The sequence below is a fragment of the Shigella sp. SIG6 genome (assembly GCF_053555815.1).
This window is the reverse complement of the sequence record NZ_JBQZXC010000027.1, coordinates 24811-37859: the sequence shown is the minus strand read 5'-3', so window position 1 is coordinate 37859 and position 13049 is coordinate 24811. Positions and strand designations below refer to the sequence as shown.

12 protein-coding genes and 2 pseudogenes are annotated in these 13049 nt (G+C 53.0%); 6 read left to right on the top strand and 8 right to left on the bottom strand.

All coding sequences use genetic code 11. The features are described from left to right. Position 1: 1 nt before the first annotated feature. From ACUU1M_RS07170 to frlR, 6 genes and pseudogenes are all read left to right on the top strand, one after another. On the top strand, positions 2-130 hold the full coding sequence (locus tag ACUU1M_RS07170) for a DUF4223 family protein (RefSeq protein WP_086660282.1): 129 nt from the start codon (positions 2-4) through the stop codon (positions 128-130). Positions 131-436: 306 nt separating this feature from the next. Continuing rightward, a pseudogene (frlA, locus tag ACUU1M_RS07165) lies at positions 437-1762 on the top strand (fructoselysine/psicoselysine transporter); the annotation flags it as partial. A 20-nt stretch (positions 1763-1782) separates the two neighbouring features. Continuing rightward, positions 1783-2805, top strand: coding sequence for a fructoselysine 6-phosphate deglycase (frlB, locus tag ACUU1M_RS07160; protein ID WP_001295163.1), 1023 nt, complete (start codon positions 1783-1785; stop codon positions 2803-2805). Positions 2806-2854: 49 nt separating this feature from the next. Then, the gene (gene frlC / locus ACUU1M_RS07155) at positions 2855-3655 is read left to right on the top strand and encodes a fructoselysine 3-epimerase (protein ID WP_000847819.1); all 801 of its coding nucleotides are present in this window, start codon (positions 2855-2857) and stop codon (positions 3653-3655) included. After that, positions 3652-4437, top strand: a complete 786-nt coding sequence (gene frlD / locus ACUU1M_RS07150) for a fructoselysine 6-kinase (RefSeq protein ID WP_000853347.1) — start codon at positions 3652-3654, stop codon at positions 4435-4437. The genes frlC and frlD overlap by 4 nt, the downstream gene beginning before the upstream one ends. 99 nt (positions 4438-4536) lie before the next feature. Continuing rightward, entirely contained in the window at positions 4537-5268 is a 732-nt protein-coding gene (gene frlR, locus ACUU1M_RS07145) for a DNA-binding transcriptional regulator FrlR (protein ID WP_001276847.1), read from the top strand. 159 nt (positions 5269-5427) lie between these two features. Here the strand turns inward: frlR and ACUU1M_RS07140 are convergent. From ACUU1M_RS07140 to yhfZ, 8 genes and pseudogenes are all read right to left on the bottom strand, one after another. Further along, positions 5428-6513 (bottom strand): annotated as a pseudogene (locus ACUU1M_RS07140) (aminotransferase class I/II-fold pyridoxal phosphate-dependent enzyme). Positions 6514-6524: 11 nt separating this feature from the next. Continuing rightward, positions 6525-7829, bottom strand: a complete 1305-nt coding sequence (locus ACUU1M_RS07135) for a YhfT family protein (protein ID WP_000366831.1) — start codon at positions 7827-7829, stop codon at positions 6525-6527. An 11-nt stretch (positions 7830-7840) separates the two neighbouring features. Next, positions 7841-8194: a DUF2620 domain-containing protein gene (locus ACUU1M_RS07130; RefSeq protein ID WP_000719728.1), complete on the bottom strand. Its 354-nt coding sequence runs from the start codon at positions 8192-8194 to the stop codon at positions 7841-7843. Positions 8195-8204: 10 nt separating this feature from the next. Continuing rightward, positions 8205-9083 (bottom strand): phosphotriesterase-related protein, encoded by an 879-nt coding sequence (locus ACUU1M_RS07125; RefSeq protein WP_000007014.1) that lies wholly within the window; start codon positions 9081-9083, stop codon positions 8205-8207. Further along, positions 9080-10306: a phosphopentomutase gene (locus ACUU1M_RS07120; protein ID WP_000090633.1), complete on the bottom strand. Its 1227-nt coding sequence runs from the start codon at positions 10304-10306 to the stop codon at positions 9080-9082. Before ACUU1M_RS07120 ends, ACUU1M_RS07125 begins: the two co-directional genes overlap by 4 nt. Then, positions 10307-11470, bottom strand: coding sequence for a YhfX family PLP-dependent enzyme (locus ACUU1M_RS07115; RefSeq protein ID WP_000497331.1), 1164 nt, complete (start codon positions 11468-11470; stop codon positions 10307-10309). It abuts the gene before it with no gap. Positions 11471-11553: 83 nt separating this feature from the next. Continuing rightward, positions 11554-11916 (bottom strand): PRD domain-containing protein, encoded by a 363-nt coding sequence (locus ACUU1M_RS07110; RefSeq protein WP_005077949.1) that lies wholly within the window; start codon positions 11914-11916, stop codon positions 11554-11556. A gap of 16 nt (positions 11917-11932) precedes the next feature. Further along, the gene (yhfZ, locus tag ACUU1M_RS07105; protein ID WP_001254807.1) at positions 11933-12838 is read right to left on the bottom strand and encodes a GntR family transcriptional regulator YhfZ; all 906 of its coding nucleotides are present in this window, start codon (positions 12836-12838) and stop codon (positions 11933-11935) included. Between the last annotated feature and the right edge of the window lie 211 nt (positions 12839-13049).

The window sequence follows — 13049 nt, the reverse complement described above, 5'->3', positions numbered from 1 at the left end:
ACTGGCTACGTTAACTGCATGTACTGGTCATATTGAAAACCGTGATAAGAACTGCTCTTACGACTACCTGCTGCACCCGGCAATTTCTATTTCTAAAATCATTGGCGGTTGCGGTCCTACTGCACAGTAAGTCTCTGACAGAAATCGGCTAACACCGGTTTAATTGCCCGACGCCCTCTGGATTTTCCGAGGGCGTATTTGTTTCTATGTCCTTCTTGCCCCCGCCCGTAAAAATATTTTCACTTTAAATTCAATTTGATAACTACATCCATTAGCCACAGCGCGATCCTGTGCGAAATTTTGTGATCTTCCTCCACACTACATAACATCATATGTTGTGATATTCATCATGCATTGTCATGTTACCTTTTAAATGACTGCAAACTCTCCCCTACAACGTATTGGACAAGAAAAAGGTATCGCTATGGGAAGCTAGGAACTCCAACGCAAGCTCGGATTTTGGGCCGTTCTTGCAATCGCCGTCGGGACAACCGTCGGCTCCGGTATTTTTGTATCTGTGGGTGAAGTGGCAAAAGCAGCGGGCACGCCGTGGCTTACGGTGCTCGCGTTTGTCATTGGCGGGTTAATTGTGATCCCGCAAATGTGCGTCTATGCGGAACTATCCACCGCTTATCCGGAAAATGGCGCAGATTATGTTTATCTGAAAAATGCCGGAAGCCGACCGCTGGCTTTCCTCTCCGGCTGGGCCAGCTTCTGGGCCAACGATGCGCCGTCATTGTCGATTATGGCGCTGGCGATTGTCAGCAATCTTGGCTTTTTAACGCCTATCGATCCGTTGCTCGGTAAATTTATCGCCGCCGGATTAATTATCGCCTTTATGTTGCTACACCTGCGCTCCGTTGAAGGCGGCGCAGCGTTTCAGACGCTAATTACCATCGCCAAAATTATCCCGTTCACTATCGTCATTGGCCTTGGGATCTTCTGGTTTAAAGCGGAGAATTTTGCCGCCCTTACCACCACTGCGATTGGCGCAACGGGCAGCTTTATGGCGCTGCTGGCGGGGATCTCTGCCACCAGTTGGTCGTATACCGGCATGGCCTCTATCTGTTATATGACCGGCGAAATTAAAAACCCCGGAAAAACCATGCCACGAGCGCTGATTGGTTCCTGTCTGCTGGTTCTAGTGCTCTACACCCTGCTGGCGCTGGTGATTTCCGGCCTGATGCCCTTCGACAAACTCGCCAATTCTGAAACGCCGATTTCCGACGCCCTGACCTAGATCCCCGCACTCGGCAGCACCGCTGGGATCTTTGCTGCCATCACGGCGATGATCGTCATTCTTGGTTCGCTTTCCAGCTGCGTGATGTACCAGCCGCGGCTGGAATACGCGATGGCGAAAGACAACCTGTTCTTTAAATGCTTCGGCCATGTGCATCCGAAATACAACACGCCGGATGTCTCCATCATCCTGCAAGGGGCGCTGGGGATCTTCTTCATCTTCGTTTCCGATCTCACCAGCCTGCTGGGTTATTTCACCCTGGTGATGTGTTTCAAAAATACCCTCACCTTCGGCTCCATCATCTGGTGTCGTAAACGCGACGATTACAAACCGCTGTGGCGTACTCCGGCTTTCGGGCTGATGACCACCCTCGCCATTGCGTCAAGCCTCATTCTGGTCGCCTCAACCTTTGTCTGGGCACCGATTCCCGGCCTTATCTGCGCCGTCATCGTTATTGCTACTGGTCTGCCTGCTTACGCCTTCTGGGCGAAGCGTAGCCGCCAGCTCAACGCTTTGTCGTAATGTTATCTGAAGAAAATAAAATGTTGGATATTGATAAAAGCACCGTGGACTTTCTGGTCACCGAAAATATGGTTCAGGAAGTGGAAAAAGTTCTCAGCCATGACGTTCCGCTGGTGCACGCCATCGTGGAAGAGATGGTGAAGCGCGACATTGATCGTATTTATTTCGTTGCCTGCGGCTCGCCACTCAACGCGGCGCAAACGGCGAAACATCTGGCGGATCGCTTTTCCGATCTTCAGGTCTACGCCATTTCCGGCTGGGAGTTCTGCGATAACACCCCGTATCGCCTCGACGATCGTTGCGCGGTGATTGGCGTTTCTGACTACGGTAAAACGGAAGAGGTAATCAAAGCGCTGGAGCTGGGCCGGGCCTGCGGCGCACTCACTGCGGCGTTCACCAAACGCGCGGACAGCCCGATTACCTCGGCGGCGGAATTTAGCATTGATTATCAGGCCGACTGTATCTGGGAAATTCACCTGCTGCTCTGCTACAGCGTGGTGCTGGAGATGATCACCCGCCTCGCGCCGAACGCGGAAATCGGCAAGATCAAAAACGATCTCAAGCAGTTGCCGAATGCGCTCGGTCATCTGGTACGCACCTGGGAAGAAAAAGGCCGCCAGCTTGGTGAACTGGCCAGCCAGTGGCCGATGATTTATACCGTTGCTGCGGGTCCGCTGCGTCCGCTGGGTTACAAAGAAGGCATTGTAACGCTGATGGAATTTACCTGGACGCACGGCTGCGTGATTGAGAGCGGAGAGTTCCGCCATGGCCCGCTGGAGATTGTCGAACCGGGCGTTCCGTTCCTGTTCCTGCTCGGCAATGATGAAAGTCGCCACACCACCGAACGCGCCATTAACTTTGTTAAACAGCGTACTGACAACGTGATCGTCATCGATTACGCCGAAATTTCGCAAGGGCTGCACCCGTGGCTGGCACCGTTCCTGATGTTCGTGCCAATGGAGTGGCTCTGCTACTACCTGTCTATTTACAAAGATCACAACCCGGATGAACGCCGCTATTACGGTGGTCTGGTGGAATATTAATCCCTCTCCCGGCCCGGCAACGGGCCGGATTTACGCAAGGAGTTACCCGATGAAAACAGGTATGTTTACCTGCGGCCACCAGCGGCTGCCTATTGAACACGCATTTCGTGATGCAAGCGAGCTGGGTTACGACGGCATCGAAATTTGGGGCGGTCGCCCGCACGCGTTCGCGCCGGACTTAAAAGCGGGCGGCATCAAACAAATCAAGGCGCTGGCGCAGACGTATCAGATGCCGATTATCGGTTACACGCCAGAAACCAACGGCTATCCGTATAACATGATGCTGGGCGATGAACATATGCGTCGTGAAAGCCTGGACATGATCAAGCTGGCGATAGATATGGCAAAAGAGATGAACGCGGGCTATCTCACGCCGCCTAACGTTATCTGGGGGCGGCTGGCAGAGAACTTAAGCGAACTGTGTGAGTACGCGGAAAACATCGGCATGGATCTGATCCTCGAACCGTTAACGCCGTATGAATCGAACGTCGTGTGTAATGCTAATGATGTGCTTCATGCGCTGGCGCTGGTGCCTTCGCCGCGCCTGTTCAGCATGGTCGACATTTGCGCGCCGTATGTCCTGGCGGAACCGGTGATGAGTTATTTCGACAAACTGGGCGATAAATTACGTCATCTGCATATTGTCGACAGCGACGGGGCCAGCGACACGCATTACATTCCTGGAGAAGGCAAAATGCCGCTGCGGGAACTGATGCGCGATATTATTGATCGGGGCTATGAGGGTTACTGTACGGTGGAGCTGGTGACGATGTATATGAACGAGCCCAGACTCTATGCCCGCCAGGCGCTGGAACGCTTTCGCGCGCTGCTGCCGGAGGATGAGAGATGAAAACCCTGGCGACAATCGGCGATAACTGCGTCGATATCTACCCGCAACTGAATAAAGCGTTTTCTGGCGGTAATGCGGTCAATGTGGCGGTGTACTGCACTCGCTACGGCATACAGCCGGGATGTATTACCTGGGTGGGTGACGATGACTACGGCACAAAGCTGAAGCAGGATCTCGCCCGCATGGGCGTCGATATCAGCCATGTCCATACGAAACACGGCGTTACCGCACAAACTCAGGTGGAACTGCACGACAATGATCGCGTTTTTGGCGACTACACCGAAGGCGTGATGGCCGACTTTGCCCTGAGTGAAGAGGATTACGCCTGGCTGGCGCAGTATGACATTGTGCACGCGGCAATCTGGGGACATGCGGAAGACGCATTCCCACAGCTGCACGCTGCGGGCAAACTTACCGCTTTCGACTTCTCCGACAAGTGGGACAGCCCGCTCTGGCAGACACTGGTGCCGCATCTCGATTTTGCCTTTGCCTCCGCACCGCAAGAAGACGAAGCGCTGCGTCTGAAGATGAAAGCGATTGTTGCCCGTGGCGCAGGAACAGTGATTGTCACGCTGGGTGAAAACGGCAGCATTGCCTGGGATAGCGCGCAGTTCTGGCGTCAGGCTCCTGAACCGGTGACGGTTATCAACACCATGGGTGCCGGAGATTCGTTCATTGCCGGATTCCTTTGCGGCTGGTCTGCGGGGATGACATTACCGCAGGCAATGGCGCAGGGAACGGCGTGCGCGGCGAAAACCATTCAGTACCACGGTGCCTGGTAGGTATAACGTTGGCGTGAGCATCTTCACGCCAACGTGCTGTTACTTGCCGGAAAACGACCCTATAATCCGAGTAATTCATTCTTTATTTCAGGGTCGATTATGTCAGCTACGGACCGCTACTCTCATCAACTCCTCTACGCTACCGTCCGCCAGCGGCTGCTGGATGATATCGCGCAGGGGGTTTACCAGGCCGGGCAACAGATCCCTACCGAAAACGAGCTTTGTACACAATATAACGTCAGCCGCATTACCATTCGCAAAGCCATCAGCGACTTAGTGGCAGACGGCGTACTGATCCGCTGGCAGGGAAAAGGCACCTTTGTACAAAGCCAGAAAGTTGAAAACGCCCTGCTTACTGTCAGTGGTTTTACCGATTTTGGCGTCTCACAAGGCAAGGCGACGAAAGAGAAAGTGATCGAACAGGAACGGGTCAGCGCCGCGCCGTTTTGCGAAAAGCTGAACATCCCCGGAAACAGCGAAGTGTTCCATCTCTGCCGGGTGATGTATCTCGATAAAGAGCCGCTGTTTATTGATAGTTCATGGATCCCGCTGTCGCGTTATCCTGACTTTGATGAGATTTACGTCGAAGGAAGCTCCACCTATCAGTTATTTCAGGAGCGTTTTGACACGCGAGTGGTCAGCGACAAAAAGACCATCGATATCTTTGCCGCCACCCGCCCGCAGGCAAAATGGCTGAAATGCGAACTGGGCGAACCGTTGTTTCGCATCAGCAAAATCGCCTTTGATCAGAATGACAAACCGGTGCACGTCTCCGAACTCTTCTGCCGCGCCAATCGCATCACCTTAACGATTGATAATAAAAGACATTAACCGTAGGCCGGATAAGATGCGCCAGCATCGCATCCGGCGATGCTGGCGCACTGAATTTTACATCCCGCACGTTCCCCTCACCCTAACCCTCTCCCCAAAGGGGCGAGGGGACCGTTCAGTGCGGAATTTAGCTTGATTGCCGAACGGTGCTATCCAGCATTAAATACTCGCAATACTCTCACGCAAAATCCGCAGCACCGTCTCTTCACCGCTGCGATTCGGGTTAATGCGAATCGCACAATGTTCGAGTTGTGGATTCGCCTGGCGAAACGTTCCTGAAAGTCGATAGAAGAGCGGCGGGATTTCATATTTCGACTCTGCACCGACCGGGTAAGGCAACGCGCCACGCTTTTGCGCTTCTTCCAGCACCCTGGCGGCAATCAGCTGATGAAACTCGACAATCAACACCTTCGACTGCGCATTGGCAATGACGGCGCTTTTCACTTCCGCCACCGCGCCGCCGTTAAGCAAAGCCAGCAACCGTTCGGATACTCCCGCCTGCACCGCATGCATCACTGGCGCGAACACCAGACCACGCAAGACTTCCAGCGCCTGTTAGCCCTGGATCTGGCTACCGCCGGAGTAAAGCGTGGCGCGAATCCGACTAATAACATCGGCATCGCCAACCACTGCACCAACGCCCTCCGGCCCAAACAGCTTGAAGCAGGAGAATGTCGAGACATTCGCGCCGCATTCACAGCCGATTCGCGCTACCTTCATCACCGCATAGTTATCATCGGTTAACGCTGGAACACCTGCCGCGCGCAACGTTGCCAGCACATCTGCCAGCACATAGCTGTCCTGCGGCTGCTGGCGCGTATGCTGCACCAGCGCGGCATCAGGTTGTTGCTCGTCGACGACCTGCTTCAGTGCCGACAGATCATTGAAATCAGCAGTAATAAGCGTCAGCCCCATCTGCTCAATAATAACCCGTGTCGTCGGGTAAACAGGCGCGTCATGCACCAGAAGACGCTGCCCCGGTTTGAGCAAAGCCGCCAGCCCGGCGCGAATCGCGCCAGTCCCCGCGCCCTGCACCAGCGCCGCGGCCTGTGCGTGAAATGCATCAGCCAGCACCTGCTCCACCCATTGGGTAATACGCGGTTGATTCAGACCTGGAGTTAACCCTAAATCACCGCCAGCAAGAAACTCGCTGCCTGGAAAATGGCGGCAAATAGTGTCCACCAGCGCAAACTGCTTTTGCTGCGCTTCAGCAAGAGTCAGGCTTTGCAAAGGAAACGTCTTCATAGGTGCCTTCCTTAAGCCGGAACGAACAGGCCAAGCCAGTAAAGAACATTCAGCAGAATACCGGTGATCATTACTGCCACGACCGGTGCCGCCATTTTCTGTACCGGACGGCCCAGGGATTCGTTGAGGAAGTAAATGGCAACCGCGATAGAGAATCCGGTATAACCCGCCATCTTAATTGCTGCGAAAATCGAACCGACCAGCAGCGCCACTTCCATCAGCATATTCATGGCGTTACGGATGTTATCCGACGCATTACGCACCGACGGGTAGCGTCCCAGCCATTTGCCGATCGAACGAAGCAGCAAGACTTCCGCCGAAATAACCACTGCGCCTAATACCGCTGCAACCATCGGATTCGGCGAGAGATAGCCCACCGCATAAACAAAGGTAAAGCCCGCAACTGCATACACACCCGTTGCTAAGGCGGTGGTGGCAATCAACGGCACAAACCCCAGTCCGCGCATAAATTCTGCCAGAGCCGCCTGATTAATCAGCGTTTGCGATTGTTCCGGCGTCACGCCTGCGGAATACGCTTTCTCCAGTGTGAAGATCGAAACTTCGCTACCAGCAAAAATCTTCATACTGGCAACGGCGGCAATCAATGCTCCCACGATGGCGATATAAGGTAATTTTTTGATAATCCGCGACGTGCGCTCTTCAAACACCGAAAGCCCGCTGGCATCGATGTCATTTTCATCACGATGACGCAGGTCGTGAGTTATCGCGATCCCCAGCAGCATCACCATGCCAATAAAGATTTCGATGGATTCAGGGTTAAGATGTGGGAAATAGCGCACGACTACCACACGGGTCATCAGAACAACCACGGCGGCGACCAGACTTTGCTTCCAGCCAAACTGGTAGAAAATCGCCACCAGCGGGAACAGTGCAAAAGCAGAAACCACCGGCGAGCTTAATTCCCCGAGGCTACCTAATACATCCACCGGCAGCGCGGTCAGCAGCTGGTTAACTGGCAACAGGCAAGTAAGGATCAACACGCCCCAGATAGCGCCAAGACCAAACGCCATCAGGCTGTTTATCGCCAGTACGCCGAGGATATCGGTAGGAAGAAAGAGTAACCATGCGTTGAGCAGCCCGGTTTTCAGGGTAAAAGAGATCCCCACCGAGGCCACAAAACCAATGCTCAGACCAAAAGCGATACTCCCCGCCTCGCGACGGTTCATATAGCCTTCAATCAGTTGCGGCAGGATCGGGTGGATGCCGTCATGAAAAACAGCCGCCGAGCGATGCGCCAGAAGCGATGTCATACCCGTCAGGCACGCCACCACGATAATCTGAATATACAGATCCATAGTCGTGCCTTTTATTTCAGATGGTTAATCAACATCGGAATCGCGTGTTCGACGTGCTCAACGGAAAGGCCAAACGCCACTTTCCCTTCAGCGATCATTTTGGCGATATGCTCGTCTTTCGCTTTAATGCCTGGTTTGGCAATGGTGCAACTTTTGTTATAGCCAATCACCGCGATGGCAATCGACAATGCCGCGCCCGCACCGGTATTACACGCGCCAATGTAATAATCTAGTTGCCCGGATTTCACCTTCATTGCCGCTTCCATGTCGTTGTGAATGAAAACTTCAAAACAGCCAGGAGCCGTCGCTTCAATGGTTTTTTTAATCTGCTCACGCTGTAAGCCTGCAACGCCAATCTTTTTCATGAGTCTGTCCTTATTGGAAAAATTGAGAGGGATTTTCACGTAACATCACATCCACATCGGCCTGACTGAATCCTGACTGGCGCAATTGCGGAATAAAGGTGGTCAATAAATAGTCATAGCCATAACCACCATTGGCTTTTAAATGGGAGCGGCGCGTAATATCCATCGACAGCATGACGCGGTTCAGCAACCCACGGTCACGTAGCGCGTGGAGCATCGCAATGCGCTTTTCGTCCGGGTAGTAACTGTTCTTACCAATGGTGTCGAACTGCACGTACGCGCCGAGATCGATCATCTTCAAAATGTTGTCGAGGTTGTCTTTCAGATCGCAGTGACCAACGGTGACGCGCGAAAGATCAACTCCGTGGGCTTGCAACAGAGCCAGTTGTTCCAGCCCCATGGTGCTGAACGACGTATGCGTGGAGATCGGGCGTCCGGTCTGGTTATGCGCCAGCGCAGCGGCAATAAATACCTTCTCTTCCAGCGGCGTAATCTTTCCTTCGCTGGAGCCGATCTCCGCGATGATCCCGGCTTTCAGCTCCGTGCCATCGATATCCTGTTCAATTTCATCGACCATCTCCTGCGCCAGTTCCTGCACGCTGCGGGTCACCACATGTTCCGGGAAAAACGCATCCTGGTAATAACCAGTACAGGCCACCACGTTGATCCCGGTTTCGCGCATTACATCGAGCATAAATTGCGCATTGCGCCCCATGTAACGGTTGGTCATCTCAATCACATTACGTACACCCCGGGTCATCAGGTCGTTCATCTCCTGGCAAATGAACGCATACTGATCAAGGCGGCAGTCCACGTTGTTTTTAAAGCCGGAGAGATCAATATGCAGATGCTCATGGGCCAGGGTGTAACCCGTCGGATCAAAACTCATAGGGTGTCTCCTGCAAACCGGAGGGAGGAAAGAAAAGAGCGACCATTTTGTGGCGGTGGCGCACGGAAAAATTCACACACGGTAGCTCCCACATCAGAAAGCGTGGTGCGCACACCGAGCTGCGTGGCGACCAGCCCTTGCTGATAAACCAGCACTGGCACCACTTCACGGGTATGGTGGCTGTGACCAATGGTCGGATCGTTACCGTGATCCGCCATCACGACCAGGCAATCATCTGGCTGCATCGCCTCAACAAGCCGGGCAAGGTTACGGTCAACGACCTGCAAACGTTCGGCATAACGTGCGACGTCTTCTGCATGACCAGCGAGGTCGGTTTCCTGGATATTGATGCAAATAAACGCCGTCGGATGGGTGTTAAATTCGTCGAGGGTGATATCCATAATCCGCTGGCTATCCACCAGGTTTTGCCAGCTCACACCATAAGGATTGCTGACGATATCTGCCACCTTACCCACCAGCACGGTTGGCACGCCCGCTTCATACAGTTTTTGCGGCACCTGCACTTTTTCATCAACACCGTAGCCCATATGCACGACCTGGAAGCCGTTGTCATAAGCGCCAGAACGCGGCGCATTAATACCAATAAAGCGCCCTTCTTTGCTTTCTGCGGCATCGAGAATACGCTGACTGTTGGTTAACAGGCCGCCAAATGTAATGACCCGACCGACCTGTACCTGGTCACGCACGATACGACCAATTTTGATTGCGTCGTCAAAAGAGATCACAGAGAGATTGGCGGTAATGTTATAGACTTGGCCTAAATCCGCCTCGAGATTATCGCCAATCGCAACCGCCTGATTGACCCACAGAAATTGCAGATCATCGCCACGGCGCTCCACCTGCCAGCCAGCGGAAACTAATGCCTGCTCAACACGGTCAATCACATCGCGAAAAGGCATCCGCAGCGGCGGTAACGGGCGCGTGCCTAAAATTTCCTGATGCCCCATAAAGGTATCGCCACCTTCATGTTGCAGCTCTGCCACGCCCCAGGTTGCGGAATCTGACGGCTGCATATCGCCTGGCGCATAACCCAATGTGTTGATTAGCCCCAGCTTCTCCAGCGTTGGTAGCTGCAAATGCGGCAACTGGCTCAGGATGTGACCACAGGTATTCGCCCCGGCATCTTGCGGGCGCACCAGCGTGACATCTTTCATTGCCCCTACGCCAAAGCTATCAATCACTAACACCACAAATCGCGCCATTTATGCCTCCAGAGGGTTGCCGAGGCTGTCATAACGACCAACTATTTCTGGTTCGCCGCGCTGAATACCGGACACCAGCACCACATCGCTACGGGTGACAAAAATCTGCGTGCGAAAACAGAGCACCACTGCACTGCTCACCGGATACTCGCCTGCCAGCGGCAGGGTGTTGTCGATACTGCTGTCATCCACAGTTTTGAGATTGGTTTCAGTAATCTTTTGATTTTCTGGCGTAAACACCAGCGCATGTTGCGCATGACCACGACGGTAGTAACCGCCGCCGTAGCAGTAGCTGTCGCCACGGAAATGATGGGAGATTTCACTTAACCAGAGCATCGCGATACGTTCAGGCTGATCGCCCTGCTGGTTTGCCGGAATAGTACCGGTCAGCGCATGACCGGGTTCGGCATGAGTCGCACCGTATTCCGCCAGCAATGGCAGCGAAGTGCAGCTGGTCGCTGAAGGTACGTTCAGTTGCTCAATCGCAATACCAGATTTCGCCAGTTGATCCCGTGCTTGTACCAGCGTGTGAAGATTCGGTGTTGGCAAAACTTTCTCGGCAGCCTCATCCCAAAGCAGGCAAGGGAAATGGGTTAGTCCGGCTAAATGCAGCCCCGGCAGTTTCTTAATTTCAGCAATCACCTCGTGCAGCGAATGCTGTACAAAACCGCTCTCCTGCCCCGGATAAAGAAAATCATCGTCGCTATAAACTTTGAGCAGCACAGGCTGGACCCGTCCGGCCTTAACCGCTGCCGCAGAAACTTCCCGCGCTTTGTCGAGAGTAAACACGGTGATGATGTCGGTGCCCTGTTCAACGGCGTCAGCAACCTGATGACAAGGGATTTGTACCAGATGCCCCTGATGCGCCACTGGCAAACCAGCGCGGCGCATGACTCGCGCCTCTTTGTAATCCACCGCCACAATGCCGCTGTAGCCTAATGCCAGCAATTTTTCCGCCAGCCACGGATTACGACCAAATTGCTTGGTCATCAGATACAGTTCAATGCCGTAAAGCCGCGCCGTCTCAATGAGCCGCTTACCGTTTTCCAGTATCTGATCCACGTCGATCACCCAGCTGTCCGGGGCGATTTTGCCCTGCTGCCACAAACTTAGTGCGGCGGAAATCAGCGCCGGGTTCTGGCGTTTCAATGCTTCTACAAACATCTTGTTGCCTCGTTTCTGTTCCTTGAATTAAATATTCATTTTTTTGAATATTTAGGTTGTGCGACGTGGATTTGTCGGGAGCTTCAAACCTCTTCGTTAGCAGCCATCCATAATCCATAAAGATTGGCCAGCAAATAGCCTTCTTCACACGGGTTAACTTCCAGAGCGAATTCCTTCAACAACACCTGATGCAATTGCACAACGGCTTGCCAGTGGCTGGATTGCGCCAGTTCCGCCAGCAACTCGTTATCCAGCGGCTCTATTTCTTCACCACGGCGACTGCGCATCAGTGCACTCGCCATATGTGTCATCGCCATCGTTCCTTGCTCACTGCGCACCGGCAGATGGCACTCTTTTTCCAGTACGTTGACGACCTGCATCATGCCTTTGCAGACGTCCTTATCAATAACGCCTGCCTCGCAAAGCAGGTTGAGTCTGGTTTCCATATCAGATGCCTTTCGTTTAATAACTGGGTTCCTGTTCCCCACTCACCACCCGTTGTTGATGGGCAAGCAGGGCGTGTTTATCTACAACGGCACGCAGCAATTGTTGCATTGGGTAATCATCGACTCGCGTCAGGACCACGGCTTCGGTGGCCTGTAAAAATCGCGGATCGTCTGTTAGCGGCGTCGCCTCTAATCCCAGCATGGTCAGTTCGTTTTCCGCCACCACGTTCCAGATCACCGCATCGACATCGCCTTTAACAATGCGTTGTAAACTCTCGTGATAAGAGAGATCGACTCGTTCCACATCACTATCGCCAAAAAAGACATCGGTCATGATTTTCTGATCCGCCGAACGACTATCGAGACCTACTCGCTTAACATTTCCAGACTCACCTTTGCGGCATATCAGTTGATGTTCACCAACATACGTATGCGGGCCAAGCTCGAGGGCGATGCACAAATTGTTTTGGCTGAGATAACTTTCCGCCGCCAGGCGGGAAACTACTGCCATGTCATAGACACCGTTAAGTAAACACTCCACGCGAATATCCGCGCCGCGCATATGCGCATAGTAAAAAGGAATGCCATCAAACTGGGCTTTCAATCCGCTCGCTAAACCTTCGTACAAGCGGGTATAGGGCAAAGGCATCGCACATACCACGTTGTTGATATCCACATGACTCAGCAATGCTTTGTTATCCATCTCGACAAGATAACTGCCATTGCGCCCACGGCGTTCAATCCGTATCGCTCCGCTTGATTCCAGCGTTTTCAACGCGGCCTGCGTCAGGCCAACCGATGAACGGCATTCAGTTGCCAGCTCATCTATGGTTTTCAGTCGATTACCGCATTTTTCACCCAACAAATAACGGGCCAGTGTCGTGATGACGACGCCTTCTTTTTTGATAAACGTTCGACGCATAATATATTTTCAATAAAATGAATATTTATATCTTCATTAAAATGAAGATAAGTGGCAACGACGAGATGTGGAAACGGCGAGGCGCTTCACATTTTTTCGGGTTGTTGCGAAAAGAGGATAAAAAACCGGGTTTCCCCGGTTTCAGAGTGATGACGAAGTGATTTATTCGACAATGCGAGCAAAGGGTAATTCCCACTGGCGCTTGCCTGCT